14 protein-coding genes, 1 tRNA gene and 1 pseudogene are annotated in these 19,741 nt (G+C 66.3%); 8 read left to right on the top strand and 8 right to left on the bottom strand.

Translation table 11 applies throughout. From position 1 onward, the window contains the following. Nucleotides 1–97: 97 nt before the first annotated feature. From OB2597_RS04915 to metG, 3 genes are all read left to right on the top strand, one after another. Complete coding sequence (locus OB2597_RS04915; protein WP_009804416.1) at nt 98–1,015, top strand: BKACE family enzyme; 918 nt, start codon at nt 98–100, stop codon at nt 1,013–1,015. Next, entirely contained in the window at nt 1,012–2,487 is a 1,476-nt protein-coding gene (locus OB2597_RS04910) for a carnitine 3-dehydrogenase (RefSeq protein ID WP_009804415.1), read from the top strand. The genes OB2597_RS04915 and OB2597_RS04910 overlap by 4 nt, the downstream gene beginning before the upstream one ends. A gap of 142 nt (nt 2,488–2,629) precedes the next feature. Beyond that, complete coding sequence (gene metG / locus OB2597_RS04905; RefSeq protein WP_009804414.1) at nt 2,630–4,351, top strand: methionine--tRNA ligase; 1,722 nt, start codon at nt 2,630–2,632, stop codon at nt 4,349–4,351. 216 nt (nt 4,352–4,567) lie between these two features. On the opposite strand, the gene OB2597_RS04900 is transcribed toward metG, so the two are convergent. After that, a tRNA-Leu gene (locus OB2597_RS04900) sits at nt 4,568–4,653 on the bottom strand. A 223-nt stretch (nt 4,654–4,876) separates the two neighbouring features. Between OB2597_RS04900 and OB2597_RS04895 the strand changes: the two genes are divergently transcribed. Further along, on the top strand, nt 4,877–5,623 hold the full coding sequence (locus OB2597_RS04895) for a rhomboid family intramembrane serine protease (RefSeq protein WP_009804413.1): 747 nt from the start codon (nt 4,877–4,879) through the stop codon (nt 5,621–5,623). Between the two features lie 80 nt (nt 5,624–5,703). Here the strand turns inward: OB2597_RS04895 and OB2597_RS04890 are convergent, their stop codons facing one another. From OB2597_RS04890 to OB2597_RS21275, 3 genes and pseudogenes are all read right to left on the bottom strand, one after another. Then, nucleotides 5,704–6,492, bottom strand: coding sequence for an inositol monophosphatase family protein (locus tag OB2597_RS04890; RefSeq protein ID WP_009804412.1), 789 nt, complete (start codon nt 6,490–6,492; stop codon nt 5,704–5,706). 431 nt (nt 6,493–6,923) lie between these two features. Beyond that, nucleotides 6,924–7,121: a DUF3955 domain-containing protein gene (locus OB2597_RS04885; RefSeq protein WP_009804411.1), complete on the bottom strand. Its 198-nt coding sequence runs from the start codon at nt 7,119–7,121 to the stop codon at nt 6,924–6,926. A 361-nt stretch (nt 7,122–7,482) separates the two neighbouring features. After that, nucleotides 7,483–7,680: pseudogene (locus OB2597_RS21275) on the bottom strand (inositol monophosphatase family protein); the annotation flags it as partial. A gap of 194 nt (nt 7,681–7,874) precedes the next feature. Here OB2597_RS21275 and OB2597_RS04875 point away from each other — a divergent pair. Further along, entirely contained in the window at nt 7,875–8,594 is a 720-nt protein-coding gene (locus OB2597_RS04875) for a VPLPA-CTERM sorting domain-containing protein (RefSeq protein WP_040609122.1), read from the top strand. 80 nt (nt 8,595–8,674) lie between these two features. On the opposite strand, the gene OB2597_RS04870 is transcribed toward OB2597_RS04875, so the two are convergent. Beyond that, nucleotides 8,675–9,580, bottom strand: a complete 906-nt coding sequence (locus OB2597_RS04870; protein WP_009804408.1) for a LysR family transcriptional regulator — start codon at nt 9,578–9,580, stop codon at nt 8,675–8,677. 91 nt (nt 9,581–9,671) lie between these two features. Here OB2597_RS04870 and metF point away from each other — a divergent pair, with 91 nt between their 5' ends. Further along, nucleotides 9,672–10,538, top strand: coding sequence for a methylenetetrahydrofolate reductase [NAD(P)H] (metF, locus tag OB2597_RS04865; protein WP_009804407.1), 867 nt, complete (start codon nt 9,672–9,674; stop codon nt 10,536–10,538). Nucleotides 10,539–10,567: 29 nt separating this feature from the next. Here metF and OB2597_RS04860 read toward each other — a convergent pair whose 3' ends face one another. Together OB2597_RS04860 and OB2597_RS04855 are read right to left on the bottom strand one after the other, a co-directional pair. After that, nucleotides 10,568–11,638, bottom strand: a complete 1,071-nt coding sequence (locus OB2597_RS04860; protein WP_009804406.1) for a DUF2235 domain-containing protein — start codon at nt 11,636–11,638, stop codon at nt 10,568–10,570. Further along, the gene (locus OB2597_RS04855) at nt 11,619–13,913 is read right to left on the bottom strand and encodes a xanthine dehydrogenase family protein molybdopterin-binding subunit (protein WP_009804405.1); all 2,295 of its coding nucleotides are present in this window, start codon (nt 13,911–13,913) and stop codon (nt 11,619–11,621) included. Before OB2597_RS04855 ends, OB2597_RS04860 begins: the two co-directional genes overlap by 20 nt. 141 nt (nt 13,914–14,054) lie before the next feature. Between OB2597_RS04855 and OB2597_RS04850 the strand changes: the two genes are divergently transcribed. Next, the gene (locus OB2597_RS04850) at nt 14,055–17,252 is read left to right on the top strand and encodes a valine--tRNA ligase (RefSeq protein WP_009804404.1); all 3,198 of its coding nucleotides are present in this window, start codon (nt 14,055–14,057) and stop codon (nt 17,250–17,252) included. A gap of 637 nt (nt 17,253–17,889) precedes the next feature. Further along, complete coding sequence (locus tag OB2597_RS04845) at nt 17,890–18,528, top strand: TetR/AcrR family transcriptional regulator (RefSeq protein WP_009804403.1); 639 nt, start codon at nt 17,890–17,892, stop codon at nt 18,526–18,528. A gap of 7 nt (nt 18,529–18,535) precedes the next feature. Here OB2597_RS04845 and OB2597_RS04840 read toward each other — a convergent pair whose 3' ends face one another. Next, on the bottom strand, nt 18,536–19,738 hold the full coding sequence (locus tag OB2597_RS04840) for a multidrug effflux MFS transporter (protein ID WP_009804402.1): 1,203 nt from the start codon (nt 19,736–19,738) through the stop codon (nt 18,536–18,538). Between the last annotated feature and the right edge of the window lie 3 nt (nt 19,739–19,741).

The raw sequence follows: 19,741 nt of genomic DNA, 5'->3' as shown, positions 1-19,741 counted from the left end.
CCTGTGTACAACACTCCCCGAACCGGAGCGCCCCGCCCGGTCATTGCCGCTTGCGCCCCGCGCCCCGCCGGGCATTGCTGGACGGCGGAGGGATGTCATGCCGCTGTCAATGTCGCAGGAGGTATTCGTTACCTGTGCCGTGACCGGCTCCGGTCAGACGCAGGACCGGTCGCCGCATGTGCCGCGCGATCCGGAGGCGATCGCCGCCAGCGCGATCGAGGCGGCGCGCGCCGGGGCCGCCTGCGTGCATATCCATGTCCGCGACCCCGAGACAGGCACGCCCTCGCGGGATCCGGCGCTCTTCCGGACGGTCACCGAACTCATCCGCGCCTCCGACACCGATGTCGTGCTGAACCTCACGGCCGGAATGGGCGGCGATCTCGTCCTCGGGGGAAGCGATCGCCCCCTGCCGCCCGGTGACGGCACAGACATGATCGGGGCCGCCGAGCGCCTGGCCCATGTCGCAGACTGCCGGCCCGAGATCTGCACGCTCGACTGCGGCACGATGAACTTCGCCGAGAACGACTATGTCATGACCAACGCCCCCGGCATGCTGCGCGACATGGCGCGCCGCATCGCCGAAATGGGCACCCTGCCCGAGGTCGAGTGTTTCGACACGGGCCACCTGTGGTTCGCGCGGCAGCTGGCCGAAGAGGGGCTTCTGGCCTCACCCGCACTCGTGCAGCTGTGCATGGGGGTGCCCTGGGGCGCGCCGGACGACCTCCTGACCTTCCAGGCGATGGTGGCGGGCGTCCCCGGCGGCTGGACCTTCTCGGCCTTCGCCCTGGGACGACACCAGATGCCCTATGTCGCCGCCTCGGTTCTCGCTGGCGGGCATGTCCGCGTCGGCCTCGAGGACAACCTCTGGCTCGCCAAGGGAGAACTGGCGACGAACGCCCAGCTCGTCGGCCGCGCCGTGACCATCATCGAGGCGCTCGGCGCCCGCGTCATGGGGCCGCAGCAGATGCGTGACAGGCTGGGGCTGGTCAGGCGCGATCCGGAGAGAAAAGGGTGACATCCACGGTTGCGATCATCGGGGCCGGCGTCATCGGCGCGGGCTGGGCGGCCCGGTTCCTGCTGAACGGCTGGGACGTGCGGGTGTTCGATCCCGACCCATCCGCCCGCGACAGGGTCGAAAAGGTTCTCGCGGCGGCCCGGCTGTCGCTGCCCGGGCTGGGCGAGGTGGCGCTTCCTCCCGAAGGGCGGCTGAGCTTCCCGCGCCTGATCTCGGAAGCCGTTCGCGGGGCCGGCTGGGTTCAGGAGAGCGTGCCGGAACGCATCGAACTCAAGCACAAGATCATCCAGGCCGTTCAGTCCTGCATCGAGGAGGGCGCGATCCTCGCCTCGTCGACCTCGGGCTTCACCGCGACGGAGCTGCAGTCCAATTCGTCCCGGCCGGATCAGATCCTCGTGGCGCATCCCTTCAACCCGGTCTACCTGCTACCGCTGGTCGAGGTGGTGGCAAGCGACAGGACCGATCCCGATCTCCGCGACCGGGCTGTGATGACCCTGACCGACCTCGGCATGGCGCCGCTGCAGGTTCGCGCCGAGGTGCCTGCCCATATCGCCGACCGCCTGCTCGAGGCGGTCTGGCGCGAGGCGCTGTGGCTGGTGAAGGACGGCGTCGCCACCACCGGAGAGATCGACGACGCGATCCGGATGGGATTCGGTCTGAGATGGGCGCAGATGGGGCTGTTCGAGACCTACCGGATCGCCGGCGGCGACGGCGGCATGGCGCATTTCCTGCACCAGTTCGGCCCCGCGCTGAAATGGCCCTGGAGCAAGCTCACCGATGTGCCCGAGATGGACGACACCCTTGTCGCGACCATCGCCGCGCAATCCGACGAGCAGGCGGGCGGGCGCACGATCGCCGACCTGGAACGCCAGCGGGACCACAACCTCGTGGGGCTGATCCGCGCACTCGGAGCGCAGGGCTGGGGCGCCGGGGCGATCCAGCAGGCCGCGGACGAGCGTCGCATGTCCGGCGCCGGCGTCCCCGCGCGGTTCGAGGACATCACCGACCCCGCCACGCCCGTCGTGACCCTGCATCGCGCCGTGCCGCTCGACTGGATCGACTACAACGGCCACATGACCGAGGACCGCTATCTGCACGCCTTCGGCGACGCCTCGGACCGGCTGATGAAGCTGATCGGCTGCGACCTTGACTATGTCGCCGCGGGCAAGAGCTTCTTCACGGTCGAGAGCCATATCCGGCACCTCAAAGAAGTCACCGCCGGCGCCCCGCTGCGGATCGAGACCCGGGTGATCGCGGCGGGTGGCAAGAAGATGCACGTGTGGCACGAGATGAAGTCGGGCGACCGCCTGCTGGCGACGGCCGAACACATGCTGCTGCATGTCGATCTGGAAACGCGCCGCTCCGCCCCGCTCACCCCGCTTCTGGCCGAACGGCTGGCGACCCTCGTGGACGCGCAGGCGGAACTTGATCCGCCCGAGGGGCTGTCGCGCGCGATCGGCGACCCGATCTAGCTGCGGACACGGGCGATCTTCGCTTCGCGGAACGCGCCCGTGCGGTCGGGACGGGTCCCCGATGCCGATGCGGGGAACAGCCCACTGGTCCTGACCGCCGACAGCGGGTAAAGAGCGCCGGACGACGGACAAGAGGCGCGACATGACACGGCATCTCATCACATCGGCCATCCCCTATATCAACGGGATCAAGCATCTGGGAAACCTCGTGGGATCGCAGCTGCCGGCCGACCTCTACGCCCGGTATCAGAGGGCGCGGGGCCACGAGGTCCTGTTCCTCTGCGCGACCGACGAACACGGCACACCGGCCGAGCTGGCGGCGGCCAAGGCGGGCAAGCCGGTGGCCGAGTATTGCGCCGAGATGCACGACGTCCAGGCGCGGATCGCCCGGGACTTTCGCCTGTCCTTCGATCATTTCGGCCGGTCCTCCGGGCCTCAGAACCATCGGCTGACGCAGCATTTCGCCGGGCGGCTGGCCGAGGCGGGGCTGATCTCGGAGGTGGACGAACACCAGATGTATTCCCTGTCCGACGGGCGGTTTCTTCCCGATCGGTACATCGAGGGCACCTGCCCCAACTGCGGGTTCGAAGGCGCGCGGGGCGACCAGTGCGACAACTGCACCAAGCAGCTTGATCCCGTCGATCTGATCGACCCGCATTCGACCATCTCGGGCTCGAAGGATCTCGAGATGCGCGCGACCAAGCACCTGTTCCTGCGCCAGTCCGCGATGAAGGACCGGCTCGACGCCTGGATCGACAGCAAGGACGACTGGCCTGTCCTGACGACCTCGATCGCGAAGAAATGGCTGCATGACGGCGACGGCCTGCAGGACCGCGGCATCACCCGGGATCTCGACTGGGGCATCCCCGTCAGACGCGGCGAGGAGGACTGGCCGGGGATGGAGGGCAAGGTCTTCTATGTCTGGTTCGACGCCCCGATCGAGTACATCGCCTGCGCGCAGGAATGGGTGGATGCGGGCAAGGGCACGGACTGGGAACGCTGGTGGCGGACCGACAAGGGGGCCGAGGATGTCCGCTACACGCAGTTCATGGGCAAGGACAACGTCCCCTTCCACACGCTGAGCTTTCCGGCGACGATCCTCGGCTCGGGGGAGCCCTGGAAGCTTGTCGATTACATCAAGTCGTTCAACTACCTGAACTTCGAGGGCGGACAGTTCTCCACGTCCCGCGGGCGGGGCGTCTTCATGGACCAGGCGCTGGAGATCCTGCCGGCGGACTACTGGCGCTGGTGGCTTCTCAGCCATGCGCCGGAATCCTCGGACGCGGAATTCACCTGGGCGAACTTCCAGGCTTCGGTGAACAAGGATCTTGCCGACGTGCTCGGCAACTTCGTCAGCCGGGTGACCAAGTTCTGCCGGTCGAAATTCGGCGAGACCGTGCCCGAGGGCGGCGACTACGGTCCGAGGGAAGACGCGCTCGTGGCGGAACTCGAGACGCGGCTGTCGGCCTACGCGGCGCATATGGATGCGATGGAGGTCCGGAAATCGGCGCAGGACCTGCGTGCCATCTGGGTCGCGGGCAACGAGTACCTCCAGTCCGCCGCGCCCTGGGCCGCCTACAAGGAGGATCCGGCGCGGGCCGCCGCGATAGTCAGGCTGTCGCTCAACCTGATCCGCCTCTACGCGGTGGTGAGCGCGCCCTTCCTCCCGGATGCCAGCGACCGGCTGGCCGAGGCGATGCATCTGTCCGACCGGTCCTGGCCGGAGGGGTCGGTGGCCGAGGCGCTGAGCCTGCTGCAGCCGGGATGGGCCTTCGACGTGCCCGACAACCTCTTCCGCAAGATTACCGACGAGGAGATCGCGGACTGGCAGGTCCGTTTCGCCGGCACACGCTCGGAAGGGTGACCGTCCGGGAACGTGGGGCACCGCAGGCCGGCGGCTGAGGAACCTCGTGGTTTCGGCCGCCGGAACGCCTTTGGTGTCACTCGGAGCAAAGCCCCCTCCCCCGTCCCGAGCGTCACGCCGGTAGCGATCCTGCGGTGACGGACATTCACAGTCAGAAGCCGCACTCGGCGCACCGTGCGATCCAAGGAGGGATCAGCCTGCAAACGGCTGGCGCTGTGGTGCCCGCGGCCGGACTCGAACCGGCACGGCCTTCCGGCCTAGGGATTTTAAGTCCCCTGTGTCTACCATTCCACCACGCGGGCGCGCATGATCCGCGGGACCTTAGCCTCGCGACCGGAGACGGGAAAGAGCCGATTGTCCGCCGCGCGCCACGGCCGGACCGCACGACCGAGGCCGGCGTGCGGCCGGGGCCGCGTGGCCGGCACAAGGCGACCCGCGCGACACCTGTTTGCTCGGGCGGGCGGATATCGCGCAGAGGCCCGGCTTTTCCTTGACCTTCTCCCCCTGCCGCACCAGCTTCACCGCATGTTTCCGCTGCGCGATCACAACCCGTCGGGGCGCACGCCCTTTGTCACCTATGCGCTGATCGCGGTAAACGTGATCGTGTTCCTGTCCTACGTCTCGCTCTTTGCGGACGGACGGGCGCTGCAGACGTTCTTCGCCACCTATGCGCTGATCCCGGCGCGGGTCTCGTCGGGCGACGGGTTCTTCACCTTCGTCACGTCGATGTTCCTGCATGGCGGCTTCATGCATATCGCCGGCAACATGCTGTTTCTGTGGATTTTCGGCGACAACATGGAAGACGAGATGGGGCATGGCGGTTTCCTGGCCTTCTACCTCGCCTCGGGGGTCGGCGCCGGGCTGGCACAGTACCTCGCTGCGCCCTATTCGGGGGTGCCGATGGTCGGGGCGTCGGGGGCGATCGCGGGGGTAATGGGGGGCTACCTGCTGCTGTTTCCCAAGGCGCGGGTGGATATCCTGTTCATTTTCATCGTCTTTTTCCGGATCTTCCCGGTGCCGGCCTGGGTGATGCTGGGGCTGTGGTTCGCGTTGCAGTTCGTCAACGGGGTGGCGGCGGATCTGAATTCGGCCGGCGTGGCCTACTGGGCGCATGCCGGCGGGTTCATCGTCGGGTTCCTGCTGACCCTGCCGCTCTTTCTCCGGCTGGGTGGCGTCGCCTTCTGGAACCGGACGCATGGGCATCCCGACCATCCCGCCGCGAAATATCAGTTTTCGCGAACCAACGTGCCCCGGGCGGGGCGGCGGCGCTGAGCACCATGCATGGGCGTCGCACTCGGCGACGGGAGAGGGGCGGTCCGCGATCCGTCGTTGCCGGTGTCCGCGTGCGTCGCTCAGCTGGCGCGGATGATCCCTGCGAACTGGTCGAAGATCACCTCGTTCGCGCCGATGATCTCGCCGCTCGACAGGATGTCATCGCCCGGGGTCAGCGCCTCGACCAGGCCGCCGGCCTCGCGCAGGATGATGATCCCTGCGGCGATGTCCCAAGCGTTCAGGCGACGTTCCCAGAAGCCTTCGTACCGGCCGGCCGCCACATAGGCAAGGTCGAGCGCGGCCGAGCCCCAGCGCCGCACACCGGCACAGGCGGGCATGAGCCGGGCCAGGTCCTGGAGCGTGGCGGGCAGGTCCGAGCGGCCGCCGAAGGGCAGCCCCGTGGCGAAGACCGACTCGATCATCTTCTGGCGGCCCGAGACGCGGATGCGGCTTTCGTTCATCCAGGCGCCCTCGCCCTTCTCGGCGAAGAACATCTCGTCCTTGGCGGCGTCGTAGATGACACCGGCGACGACCTGGCCCTTGTGTTCGAGCGCGATGGAAATGGCCCAGTGCGGCAGGCCGTGCAGAAAGTTGGTCGTCCCGTCCAGCGGATCGACGATCCAGCGGCGGGTCGGATCCTTGCCCTCTTCGGCGCCGCCCTCCTCGCCGATCCAGCCATAGCTCGGGCGGGCCTCCATCAGTTCGGCCTTGATGATCTCCTCGGCGGCGACGTCGGCCCGGCTGACGAAATCGCCCGCCCCCTTCATCGACACCTGAAGGTTCTCGACCTCGCGGAAATCCTTGACGAGCGAGCGGCCGGCCTTGCGGGCTGCCTTTTTCATGATGTTGAGATTGGCGCTGAGCGTCATGTCGGGGCTCCTTGGGACAGGTCGCGCGTATAGACCGGGGGGCGTGGGTTGCCAAGGGGGCGGAGTCGGGGGCGAGCGGACAGATGAGCAGGATGCGGACAATCGCTGCGCGACGTGCGATCGTCGGCTAGTGCGGGCAAAGCGTGAATTCGCTGCGATTGCACGAATGTCTCTTTCGAGCCACGCGTTTGCGTAGACGATTGCTCGTGAGATGAGCAACAGAGATGAAACCCATGATCAGACCGAGCACGCCGCGATTGCGGGTTTTGGCGGCGCTTGCCGTTCTGACGTTCAGTCCTGGCGTGTTCGCGCGGGTCGTACGAATGAACGCTGGCAATACGAGGATGCTTGCCGGATTTGGGAGGCGGTCGTCATCCGGGCAACCACCAATCCGCGTGATCAGAGCGGCGCCCGGAAAGCATAACGCGGCTCTAGGCGCGCCGTGAACGGAACAGCGAGATGACGAACAATGCAACACCGATGGCGGCCAGGACGAAGGTCAGGGGCATGAAGAAGCTCTCCTGCACGACTCCTTCCGCGTTGACGTCACCGTAAAAGGTGGTTTCTGCGAACCAACTGAATGCGGCGAGGCAGAGGGCAACGAGCGCGGCCAGACGTAATTTGGTCAATTCATGTCTCCTTTAATTCCTGGTTTTTTTCCGGGATAATTGGCATCTCGTTGCACATACATAAATATCGGCACACAAAACCGGTAGTGGGTCGGAAAAAATTCAAGAGTTCGCCCCGACCGAGTGCAGCGCATTCGTCAAAGCTGCTTTTTGACCGCTGCGCAGATTTGGTCGCTTCGGTCTCGAACCGATCCTTCGCTGCGTGATGCGATTGCTGCAAACGTATATTACACAAGCCCCCCCCTCTCGCCTCATTTGGCCCCACCCCGCGCATCGGCGGCAGCGGCGCGGCGATCCGGCCTCCGAGCAGCAGCGATTCATGGCAGCCATGGAAGCGCGTTGTCCGAGTGTCGCGCATCCGCCAGCCATGGTTCGGGCGGGCCTCCGTCAGCTCGGCCTTGATGATCTCCTCGGGGGCGATGTCGGTCCGGCCGACGAAAGCGCCCGCCCCCTTCATCGACACCTGAAGGTTCTCGACCTCGCTGAAATCCTTGACGAGCGAGCGGCCGGCCTTGCGGGCTGCCCTCTTCATGACGTTGAGATTGGCGCTGAGCGTCATGTCGGGGCTCCCTGGGACAGGTCGCGCGTATCGACCGGGGGGCGTGGGTTGCCAAAGGGGGAGTGTCAGGAGCGAGCGAAGGCGTTTCGTGACGCCTGTCTTCGGCCCCCATAGGGCAAGACTTGTCGGAATCAGCCAAAAAGCGTACCAGTGTATTGCGAAATTACGCGAAATTTATCTAAGGGGGGAGAAATATGAAGTATTGTACAGGTAGCCTAGCCACTGCGGTATTGATGGCATCTTTCTCGGCGACGCCGGTAGCAGCGGCACCCGTGACCATCCATTTCGAAGCAAGTGAACTCACCACTCAGGGCGACCCGTCCGGCCTGCTCGGGTTCATCTTGCCGGAAACCGTGACCGGCTCATTCAGCTTTGACGATTCAGCCGCACCCACCAGCACCTCAACTTCCGGCATTCTGGTTGCCGGCGACACGTTCCGAGCAGACTATCAACGCACAGGATTCCAACTGAACGTGGGCACACGGACCGTCACGTTCGGGAACAGTGACGGTGGCCACTTTGTGGTGGATATTACCAACGTGCCAACCGGCAGCGACCAAGCGCAGGTCTGGACTTCGAACTCCTATGCACTTGGAAACACATCCATCTCAAGCACATATATACAGGGGTATTCGGGCAGCGATGCGACGATCGCAAACGCCGATCCGTTGAACGTGGCCGAGTGGAACGCCATGGCGCTCGGTCTCACTGCGGGGCTTTACTTCGTCGTAAACGATCCGTCCGGCACGACGAGCCTCACGGACACTGCAACGTACGGAGCGATCGAGTTTTCCGCTACGCCGTACGGTTCGACACCTGCTGTCCCTCTGCCAGCAGCAGCAGGTTTGTTGCTGGGGGGGCTAGGAGTCTTTGGAGCACTTTCGGTCGGTCGCCGGTCGAAATCGGTGGTCTGAACGCAAAATTCGTCGGGTTGAGCGGGGGACGGGCGGTTGCGCGTGCCCGCTCCCTACGGCGCACAATACGATCGTTTGCCCTACCCCCGCTGGAGCTTGACCGCCTCGGTCCGGGCCAGGCGGATGAAATGGGCCATGTAGGGCTTGCCCGCGTCCGCGCGGCGCGAGGCGGCGTACATGCGGCGGGTCATGCCGGTTTCGGTCAGCGGGCGGGTCACGAAATCCGACCGGTTGCGCTGGTTGACCATCACCCAGTCGGGCAGGACCGCCACGCCGCGCCCCGAGGCGACGAGCATCAGGATCATCGGCGTCAGCTCGACCTGGCGGACCGCGGCCGGCTCGACCCCCGCCGGTTGCAGCAGCAGCTTGTAGATGTCCAGCCTGGTGCGGTCGACCGGATAGGTCAGCAGGGTCTCTCCCTCGAAATCCGCGGCCGTGACGTAGGGCTTGCCCGCGAAAGGGTGCCCCGCGGCGGCGATGCAGACCGGCGAATAGTCGAAAAGCGGGGCGTACTGGCTGGTCTCGTCCTCCTCCGGGTCCGACGTGACCACAAGATCGACATCCTCGCGCCGCAGCGCCGTGAGCGCATCGAAGGCGGCGCCGGGGCGGATGTCGATATCGACGTCGGGCCAGGCGCGGCGGAACTGTTCGAGCACCGGAAAAAGCCAGTCGTAACAGGCGTGGCATTCCATCGCGATATGCATCCGGCCGGCGCTGCCCTCTTCCAGTGCCTCGAACTCGGCCTCGAGTGCGTCGATCTCGGGCAGGATACGCTCGGCCAGGCGCAACATGCGTTGCCCGGCGGCCGAGAGCTTGAGCGGCTTGGAGCGGCGCACGAAGAGCTCGACCCCGGCCTGGTCCTCCAACCCCTTGATCTGGTGGGACAGCGCGGACTGGGTGATATGGAGCATGTCGGCGGCCCGTTGCAGGCCGCCGGTGTCGTGGATCGCCTTGATGGTGCGGAGGTGGCGGAACTCGATATGCATTTCTTGAGTTGAGCTCATGAACTTCGTGAAAGTTATGAGCTTGTCTCACACGCGCAGTTTTGCGACAAGGGGCCAGTTCAAGGGGACAGTCATGACCGCGCCTGCCGTATCTTTCGAATTCTTTCCGCCGCAGAGCCTCGAGGCCTCGTTCCGTCTCTGGGACACGGTGCAGGTTCTGTCGCCGCTCAACCCGCGGTTCGTTTCGGTGACCTACGGGGCGGGCGGCACGACCCGCGACCTGACGCGCGATGCGGTGGCGACGCTGCACAAGCACTCGGGCCTCAATGTCGCGGCGCATCTGACCTGCGTCAAGGCCACCCGCGACGAGACGCTGGCAATCGCAGAGGGCTTTGCCGACGCCGGCGTGAAGGAGATCGTGGCCCTGCGCGGCGACCCGCCGAAGGACGAGGGCCGGTTCTCGGTCCATCCGGGCGGCTTCGCCAATTCGGTCGAGTTGATCGAGGCGCTGGCGGGCACGGGCAAGTTCACCATCCGCGTCGGCGCCTATCCGGAGAAGCACCCCGAGGCGGCCACGGACGCTGCGGATGTCGAGTATCTCAAGCGCAAGTTCGATGCCGGCGCGGACGAGGCGATCACCCAGTTCTTCTTCGACAAGGCGCATTTCCTGCGGTTCCGCGACGCCTGCGCGAAGGCGGGGATCGACAAGCCGGTGGTGCCGGGGATCATGCCGATCGAGAACTGGAAGGGCATCCGCCGCTTCGCGCTGAACACCGGAACCTCGGTTCCCGCCTGGCTGGACGACGCCTTCGACAAGGCTGCGCGCGACGGGCGGCAGGATCTGCTGGCCACGGCGCTCTGCACCGAGATGTGCACGGAACTGATGGCCGAGGGCGTGGACAAGTTTCATTTCTACACGCTGAACCGGCCGGAGCTGACGCGCGACGTCTGCCATGCCATCGGCGTCACACCGTCGGTGCGCCTGGAAAACGTCGCCTGATTGCAGGCCGCTGACCGGCGGGCGTCGTCTCAGGCGCCCCGCGCCGCGCCCGAAAGCGGGAATTGCAGCCCGCGCGCGATGGCGCTTTCGTGGATGCGCTCCGAAGGGTCCTGCCCCAGCGGCCGTTTCTGCCGGATCAGGAAAAGCTTGCTCCAACCCTGCCAGGTCCCGACCGAGGGCGCCTCGGGATCCGTGGGAAAGCGGTCGCGCCAGCGGGGCGGCAGCGGCATCCCGTGCAGTTCCGCCTGGAGCAGCATCCAGGTCAGAGGCAGGTTCGACAGGGGCCGGGCCTCGTCGAAACCGCCGATCTGGCCGCCGACATCGCCATGGGTGCCGGCGAACCAGACCTGTTCCAGCCGGCCGGACCAGTCGGGATCGCTTTTCCACATGACCGGAGCGTAGACGGCCCGCGTTTCTTCCAGCGCGAGGGCATGAAAGCCCGATTTGACGCAGTGCGAGAGGGCGTGGTTGTGAAAGGCGTGGCGCGGTTCGGTCAGCTTCCACAGCATGGGCAGGCGGAGGCCGAGGGATTTCACCGTATCAAAGGCGCCGATCATCTCGACCACCGCGTCTTCGTGGCAGTTATCGCGGGCGAAGGCATGGGCCGCCGGGCTCTGGCCACCGGCCTGGTAGTGACGGTAGGCAAGCTGCACGTTCCTCTCGGTCGCGCATTCCGCGCGGACCAACCCGACCCGGTCCAGGATCCCCGCCAGGGACCGGACGGCATAGGCGCCCCGGGAATAGCCGAAAAAGAAGATCCGGTCGCCGGGGCGGTAGCGCGAGGCGAGATAGCCATAGGCGCGGCGGATCTGGCGGTTGATCCCGCGGCCCATCAGCACCTCGTGGGTGTTGCGCCAGCTGGTCCACTGGATGCCGCCCTCGTAATAGACGCTGAGCTCCGGTCCGCTCTGTTCCGACAGAAGGCGGTAGATCAGGCCGGCGTTGCTTTCCTCGCCGTCCTCCAGCGACGACATGGTGCCGTCGAGAATGACGACGTGGGTGACGGGACCGCGACGGACGGACGGGACGTTCCGCCGCGCGCGGAACAGCCAGCGCGGCCGGATCGCCCGGAGGAGCCTGTCACCCAGCCCTTTGGACATCTGCCAGCATCTCCCACACGCGGTGCGGCGTGAGCGGCATGTCCGCACGCCGGACCCCGCGGGACCAGAGCGCATCCATCACCGCGTTGGCGGTGGCGGCCATCGAGCCGACGGTGCCGGCCTCGCCGCAGCCCTTCATCCCCATCGGGTTCGCGGTCGACGGCACCGGTTCGGTAGAAAAGCCCACGAAGGGCATGTCCGCGGCGCGGGGCATGGCATAGTCCATGAAGCTTGCCGACAGCAGCTGGCCGTCCTCGTCATAGGTGACGTTCTCGATCAGCGCCTGGCCCAGGCCCTGCGCGACGCCCCCGTGGACCTGCCCGGCGGCGAGCATCGGGTTGATGAGGTTGCCGAAGTCGTCGACCACCGTATAGGCCGTCACCTCGACCCCGCCGGTATCGGGATCGACCTCGACTTCGGCCACATGTGCGCCGTTGGGGTAGGAACGGCCGGGCAGCTTGGCCCGTGCCTCGTGTTGCAGCAGATCCTCGCGCCCAGCTTCGCGCGCCATGTCGGCGACATCGATCATCGTGGGCGCGGCGTTCGACCCCTTGATCCGGAAACTCTCGTCGTCAAAGCTGACATCCTCGGGGTCCACCTTCATCTTCTCGGCGAGAAAGCCGGTGAATTTCTCGACCATCGACCCCACGACCGCGAGGGTGGCGTTGGACTGCGTCGTGACCGAGCGCGAGCCGCCCGTGCCGCCGCCCTGGGCGATCAGGTCGCTGTCGCCCTGGATGACGCGGATCTGGTCCATCGGAATACCCGACTGGTCCGAGAGGAAGGTGGCATACACGGTCTCGTGCCCCTGCCCGTTCGACTGCGTGCCCACATAGATGTTGACGGTGCCGTCCTTCATGAACTCGACCCTGGCGCCCTCCGAGGGATCGCCCAGGATGCTTTCGATATAATAGCAGAGACCCAGCCCGCGCAGCCTGCCCCTGGCCTCGCTCTCCTTTCGGCGGGCTTCAAAACCGTCGCGGTCGCAGGCCTCGGCCGCCCGGTCCAGCAAGCGGTTGAAATCGCCCACGTCGTAAAGCTCGTCCGTCACCGACTTGTAGGGGAACTGGTCGGGGGCGATGAAGTTCTTACGCCGCAGCTCCCACGGGTCGACGCCCATTTCGCGCGCGGCGTAATCCATGCTGCGTTCCAGCAGATAGATCGCCTCGGGGCGGCCCGCGCCGCGATAGGCGTCGGTCGGGGTGGTGTTGGTATAATAGCTTTCGACCTCGAGCAGCGCGTTCTGGCAGTCGTAGACCCCCATGAGCACGCGCCCGAAGAGGAAGGTCTGGATGAGTTGGCCGAAATTCGAGTTGAAGGCGCCCAGGTTGCTGCGCGTCTTGACGTGATAGCCGATCAGCTTGTGGTCGGCGTCGAAGGCCAGCGCGACCTCGTGGGTGAGATCGCGGGCGCCGTTGTCGGACAGCATCGCCTCGGACCTGTCGGACATCCAGCGCACGGGCCGGTCGAGGAACCTGGCGGCATAGGCGGCCATGACGTATTCGGGATAGAGCTTGGCCTTCATGCCGAAGCCGCCGCCGACATCGGGCGTGGTCACCTTGACCTGCTCATCGTCGAGGCCCATCAACCGGGCGAGTTCGCTCTTCGGTCCCCAGACCCCCTGCCCGCCCATGGCGAGGTGCATCCGGTCGTCGCTCCATTCGGCATAACAGCCGCGTGGCTCCAGCGAGGCGACCATGACACGGTTGTCCGCGACCTCCTGCCGGATGACATGCGCGGCGGCGTCGAAGGCGGCCTTCGTCTCGTCTTCGCGCCCCAGCAGATAGTCGATGGCCAGGTTGCCGGGCGCCTCTTCGTGCAGGTCGGTATCGCCGCGGGCAAGCTCCATCTGAGCGGGAAGTTCCTCGTAGTCGAAGCCGATCAACTCGGCCGCGTCCCTGGCCGCCTCGGGTGACTGGGCGACGATCATCGCCACAGGCTGACCCACCCAGTAGACCCGGTCTTCGGCAAGGATGGGATGCTTGGGATTGGCGGCGGGCGATCCGTCGCGGTTCTGGACCGTCACGCAGTTCAACCCGCCGGTGATGCCGTACTCGTGCAGATCAGCGGCGGTGGCGACCAGATGGACGCCCTCGGCCTCGCGCGCCTCGGTCAGATCGAGGCCGTCGATCCGGGCATGGGCGACAGGCGAGCGGAAGACATGAAGATGCAGCGCTTCCGCGGGGGCGATGTCGTCGATGTACCGGCCGTGTCCGGTCAGCAGACGGATATCCTCGACCCTCGCGACGGACTGGCTCTTGCCGAATTTTTCCATGATGCGATCCCTGTCCCTTTTCCCGCGACACTAGCGGCCCGGTCCCGCTTGTCCAGTGGCTGGGGCGGCGGCATCGGCTCTTTCCCTCCGCCCGTCGATTGGGTATTCCCGCGAGGCGCAAAGACAAGGGGACGCACCCTCATGACGATGGAAAAAACCTTCAACGCCGCCGAGGCCGAAGACCGGATCTACAAGGCCTGGGAAGAGAGCGGGGCCTTCAAGGCCGGGGCGAACGCATCGCGCAGCGAAACCTATTCCATCATGATCCCGCCGCCCAACGTGACCGGGTCGCTGCACGTGGGTCATGCCTTCAACAACACGCTGCAGGACATCCTGATCCGGTGGAAGCGGATGCAGGGTTTCGACACGCTGTGGCAGCCGGGAACGGACCACGCGGGCATCGCCACGCAGCTGGTGACCGAACGCGAGATGGCCGCCAACCACGAACCCTCGCGGGTCGAGATGGGGCGCGAGGCCTTCATCGAACGGGTCTGGCAGCAGAAGGTGAAGACACGCGGCACGATCATCGGGCAGCTCAAGCGGCTGGGGGCGTCGGCCGACTGGTCGCGCGAGGCCTTCACCATGGGCGGCGCCGCGGGCGATCCCGACCGCGAGACGGTGACGGCCAATTTCCACGATGCCGTGATCAAGGTCTTCGTCGACATGTACGAAAAGGGCCTGATCTATCGCGGCAAGCGGCTGGTGAACTGGGACCCGCATTTCGAGACGGCGATTTCCGATCTCGAGGTCGAGAACGTCGAGACCGCGGGCCACATGTGGCACTTCAAGTATCCGCTGGCGGGCGGCGAGACCTACACCTACGTCGAGAAGGACGAGGACGGCAACGTCGTGCTGGAGGAAGAGCGCGACTACATCTCGATCGCCACGACACGGCCAGAGACGATGCTGGGCGACGGCGCGGTGGCGGTGCACCCCTCTGACGAACGCTATGCGCCGATTGTGGGCAAGCTGTGCGAGATCCCGGTAGGCCCCAAGGAACACCGCCGCCTGATCCCGATCATCACCGACGAATACCCGGACAAGAACTTCGGCTCGGGTGCGGTCAAGATCACCGGCGCACATGACTTCAACGACTATGCCGTGGCGCAGCGGGGCGGCATCCCGCTCTACCGGCTGATGGATACCAAGGCGCATATGCGCGATGACGGCGAGGATTACGCCACCTGCGCGCAACGGGCGCAGGAGATCGCGAACGGGGCGGAGTTCGGCGAGACCGAGGTCGACACGCTGAACCTCGTGCCCGATCACCTGCGCGGCCTCGACCGGTTCGAGGCGCGCCGGAAGGTCGTCGAGGAGATCAGCGCCGAGGGGCTTGCGGTCATGACCCGCGCGGACGATCCGCGCCTGGGCAAGGCAGCCGTCGCCCCGGCCCCCGCGCCTGGGCCCCAGGGAGGCGAGGCGGCCGGCGGGGTCCAGGCGGAAGCCCGGGACGCGGTCCACCAGGTGCCGCTGGTCGAGGCCAAGGCGATCATGCAGCCCTTCGGCGACCGCTCGAAGGTGGTGATCGAACCGATGCTGACCGATCAGTGGTTCGTCGATGCCGAGAAGATCGTCGGCCCCGCGCTGGACGCGGTGCGCAACGGCGACGTGCGGATCATGCCCGAGAGCGGCGAGAAGACCTATTTCCACTGGCTCGAGAACATCGAGCCGTGGTGCATCTCGCGCCAGCTGTGGTGGGGGCATCAGATCCCCGTCTGGTACGGGTTCGACCTGGCCCGCGAAGGGTTCCGCGACGACGAGGCCGACGGCGCGCTCGACATGGTCGAGATCACGCGGCTTCTGTCGGAACAACACCTGCTGCGTGGCGAAGAGCACCTTCAGTGCGCCCAGGATTTCGAGACGGTGAAGGGGCAGTTCAACGAAGTGCTGAACCGCCTGCCGACGCCGCTGAACCATGCGCAGGTCGTCGAGGTCGCCGACCGGGCGACGGCGCGCGAGACGATGGCGCGGTCGCTGGCGGACTACACCGCCTCGCAGGATCCGACCCAGGTGATCTACCCCGTCTGGCGCGAGGCGGATGTGCTGGATACCTGGTTCTCGTCGGGGCTCTGGCCGATCGGCACGCTCGGCTGGCCGGACGAGACGCCCGAGATGAAGAAGTATTTCCCGACCTCGGTGCTGGTCACCGGACAGGACATCCTGTTCTTCTGGGTCGCGCGGATGATGATGATGCAACTGGCCGTGGTGGGCGAAAAGCCCTTCTCGGACGTCTACCTGCACGGGCTGGTGCGCGACGCGAAGGGCAAGAAGATGTCCAAGACCGTCGGCAACGTGATCGACCCTCTCGAGATCATCGACGAATACGGCGCGGATGCGCTGCGCTTCGCAAATGCCGCGATGGCCACGCTCGGCGGGGTGCTCAAGCTCGATGCGCAGCGGATCGCGGGCTACCGGAACTTCGGCACCAAGCTGTGGAACGCCACCCGGTTCGCCGAGATGAACGGCGTATACGAGGCCGGCGCGCCGTCCCCGGAGGTGCCCGAGGCCGTGGCGACCGTGAACCGCTGGATCGTCGGGGAGACCGCCCGGGTGCGCGAGACGGTGGATGCAGCGCTCGCGGCCTATCGGTTCGACGACGCAGCCTCGGCGCTCTACCGGTTCGTCTGGGGCAAGGTCTGCGACTGGTACGTGGAATTCTCCAAGCCCCTGCTGGCCGAGAACGCCGCCGAACGGGGGGAAACGCAGCGCGTGATGGGCTGGGTCCTGGACCAGTGCATGATCATGCTGCACCCGATGATGCCCTTCATCACCGAGGAGCTCTGGTCGGCCACGGGCGACCGGCCCAAGATGCTGGTCCATGCGGACTGGCCGACCTACGGCAGCGACCTGATCGACCCCAAGGCGGATCGCGAGATGAACTGGGTCGTCGCCCTGATCGAGGACATCCGCTCGGTCCGTGCACAGATGCATGTGCCCGCCGGTCTGCAGGTGCCGCTGGTGGTCAACGACTGGGACGAAACCGCACAGGCCGCCTGGGGCCGGAACGAGGCGCTGATCCAGCGGCTTGCCCGGATCGAGAGCCTGACCTGGGTCGAGAGCTTTCCCAAGGGCTGCGTGACCATCGCCGCCGAGGGCGCGACCTTCGGCCTGCCTCTTGCGGACATCATCGACGTGACGACCGAGAAGGCCCGGCTGGAGAAATCGCTGCAGAAACTGGGCAAGGAAATCGGCGGCATGGAAGGCCGGCTGAACAACCCGAACTTCATCGAGAGCGCGCCCGAAGAGGTGGTGACCGAAACCCGCGAAAACCTCGCCGCCCGCAAGGACGAAGAGGCGAAACTGCGGGCCGCGCTCGACCGGATGGCCGAACTGGAGTGACGGCTGTGCCATCCGGGCGCCCGTGTGCCGTCCAAGAACGAAATGGGACTGCGCCTGAACGGCGCAGCCCTGCTTGCTGAAATACCCTGGGATGAAATTCCATTGGCCGCGACGGCGGACCGGGCGAAAATCGGATCGTCATTCCCCCTTGGCGTGACGTCGCCCAAACCGCGCTGAAGTCATTGCGTATTCCCCCTCTGCAAGACCTTCGCCCCGTCAGATCCGATCCGACCTGCTTCGATCCTACCAATGGCCGCCTCGCATCGGTCAACGGGAAACAGCGCCGGTTTTCGCGCCGAAAAGCCTGGCCCCGCGCCAGCCCCGCGCGGGCTTGCCGCCCCGGCGGGTGCCGCGCAGGCGCCCCGCGCGTCCCCGCTGCATCAACTTTTGTCGAATTGAAAAGCCCTCGGCCCAAGTCGGTAGCGCTGCCGCGCCTCGTCAACCTGCGCCACCGCCGAATCAGCTATGCTGCCGCGGCGGCCGATCCGCGGGGCCGCGTCGCCCGACAAGCCGGAACCGCTTGCCCTGTGCGTCACCGGCACGGAGAGTGGAGCCGGAACGTCGCAACGCACGCCGGCCCCGCGCACGGATCGGGAGAGGGCGCCGGTCGCGCCGGACGAAGGAGAGGAGGAGAGATTTGACCACCCCAGGCCAGACCCCATCGAAGAAGGTGCTGATCCTGCGCGCCGCGACCGAGGTGATCCGGGATCACGGGATCCAGGCGATCTCGTTCGAGAGGATCGCCCACCAGTCGGGCCTGTCCCGACAGTTGATACGGTACTATTTCGCCGACCTCGACGCCCTGATCGTCGAGCTGTCGGATTTCCTCGCCAACGGATACCGGCAGATCATCGTGTCCGGCATCGTGGACCTGGGCCAGGTGGAGCGTCTCAAGTTCTTCCTCGATTTCTTCTTCGACCTCGCCGACGACCACCCGATGCCCGACAATCTCGAGGCCTACGACTCGCTGGTCGCCTATGCCGTCGGGTCGGCAGAGTTGCGCGAACGGCTGCGCGGTCAGTACCTGACGCTCGGGCAGGTCATCGTGCATGAACTGGCGATCGCGCATCCCGAACTCGAGGGGCGGGCCTGCGAAGAGCTGTCGTTTCTCTTCGTGTCGATGATGCATGCCCACTGGAGCTTTGTCGCGACCCTGGGCTATGCGCGCCAGCACGGACGGCTGACGCGCCGGGCGATCGACCGGCTCATCGCGTCGTATATCCAGGATCCCTCGCCCACGCCGCGGCTGGAACGTCCCTGGGCCCACGCGGACTGAGCCGGCCTCACACCCCGAGCGCCCGCCCTTCGCGCAGATCGATGGCCCGCACCGACAGCGCCGCGACCAGCCCGATCACGCCGGCCAGCGTCATGATCAGCGTCAGGGTGAATGTCCCCGTCACCTCGTCGACCAGAGCGCCAGTCAGGGTGGTGGTCAGCGCGCCGACGAAGACGATCATGGCCGAGGAGAGACCCGAGGCGCTGCCCGCGATATGCGGCCGGATGGACATGACACCGGCATTGGCATTCGGCGCGGTCATGCCGTTGCCCATGCCCGACAGGATCATCGCCCCGAAGAACAGCGGAACCGAGATGTGGCCGGCGTAGATCGCCAGGCTGGCGAGACCCAGTCCGGTCACGGCCACGAGCCGGCCGGCGATCATCATGGTCGAGAGCTGGTAGAACCGCGAGACCCGGCTGGATATGCCGGATCCGATGATGAAGCCCAGCGTGATCGTGCCCATGTACAGGCCCAGCTCGGCCGGTCCCATGCCGAAGGCGGTCGCCACCACGAGCGGTGCCCCCGAGACGAAGATGTGGAAGGTGGCGACCGAAAAGCTGGCGCAGATGGCGTAGCCCCAGAACCTGCGCGAGCGGAACAGCTCGGGGTATTCGCGAAACTGGGCGCCGAACGTGGTGGAACGGCGGTAATGGGTCTCGCCCAGATCGACCCAACACAGGGCGAACACCGCCACGCCGCAGAGCGCGTAGAAGACGAAGCTGGCCCGCCAGCCGAAGACCGCGTCCATGACGCCGCCGATGGTCGGCCCCAGCATCGGGGCGATCGCCATGATCATCGCGACCGTGGCCATCTTCGCCGCCGATTCCCGGTCGTCGAACTGGTCGCGGATGATCGCGCGGGACAGCACCATGCCGGTGGCCGATGCGCTCTGCCCCAGCCGCGCCGCGATGAAGACGGCAAAGTTCTCGGTCAGGGCGCAGACGACCGAGGCGGCGATGAAGATGGCCAACCCGCTCAGGATGACCGGCCGCCGGCCGTAGCGGTCCGACAGCGATCCGATGACCAGCTGCGTCACCGCCGTCATCAGGAGATAGCCCCCCACGGCGATGCTCATCAGCCCGTAGGACACGTCGAAATCCTCGGCCATGTGCGGCAGCGAGGGCAGGAACATGTTGAGGGTCAGGACCGAGTTGCCGGTCAGCAGAATCAGCGTGACGAGATGGGGCGGCGAGGTGGCGGCGCGCATGTG

Origin of the sequence: Pseudooceanicola batsensis HTCC2597 (assembly GCF_000152725.1) — a bacterium.
Lineage (GTDB): Bacteria > Pseudomonadota > Alphaproteobacteria > Rhodobacterales > Rhodobacteraceae > Pseudooceanicola > Pseudooceanicola batsensis.
The sequence above is the reverse complement of the archived record's forward strand: the minus strand, read 5'-3'. Positions and strand labels throughout refer to the sequence as shown.

Excerpts from the sequence above, each read along its gene's own strand:
- OB2597_RS04915 (WP_009804416.1), top strand. The coding sequence starts at position 98 with ATGCCGCTGTCAATGTCGCAGGAGGTATTCGTTACCTGTGCCGTGACC.
- metG (WP_009804414.1), top strand. The coding sequence starts at position 2,630 with ATGACACGGCATCTCATCACATCGGCCATCCCCTATATCAACGGGATC.
- OB2597_RS04895 (WP_009804413.1), top strand. The coding sequence starts at position 4,877 with ATGTTTCCGCTGCGCGATCACAACCCGTCGGGGCGCACGCCCTTTGTC.
- OB2597_RS04890 (WP_009804412.1), bottom strand. The coding sequence starts at position 6,492 with ATGACGCTCAGCGCCAATCTCAACATCATGAAAAAGGCAGCCCGCAAG.
- OB2597_RS04875 (WP_040609122.1), top strand. The coding sequence starts at position 7,875 with ATGAAGTATTGTACAGGTAGCCTAGCCACTGCGGTATTGATGGCATCT.
- OB2597_RS04870 (WP_009804408.1), bottom strand. The coding sequence starts at position 9,580 with ATGCATATCGAGTTCCGCCACCTCCGCACCATCAAGGCGATCCACGAC.
- metF (WP_009804407.1), top strand. The coding sequence starts at position 9,672 with ATGACCGCGCCTGCCGTATCTTTCGAATTCTTTCCGCCGCAGAGCCTC.
- OB2597_RS04860 (WP_009804406.1), bottom strand. The coding sequence starts at position 11,638 with ATGTCCAAAGGGCTGGGTGACAGGCTCCTCCGGGCGATCCGGCCGCGC.
- OB2597_RS04855 (WP_009804405.1), bottom strand. The coding sequence starts at position 13,913 with ATGGAAAAATTCGGCAAGAGCCAGTCCGTCGCGAGGGTCGAGGATATC.
- OB2597_RS04850 (WP_009804404.1), top strand. The coding sequence starts at position 14,055 with ATGACGATGGAAAAAACCTTCAACGCCGCCGAGGCCGAAGACCGGATC.
- OB2597_RS04840 (WP_009804402.1), bottom strand. The coding sequence starts at position 19,738 with ATGCGCGCCGCCACCTCGCCGCCCCATCTCGTCACGCTGATTCTGCTG.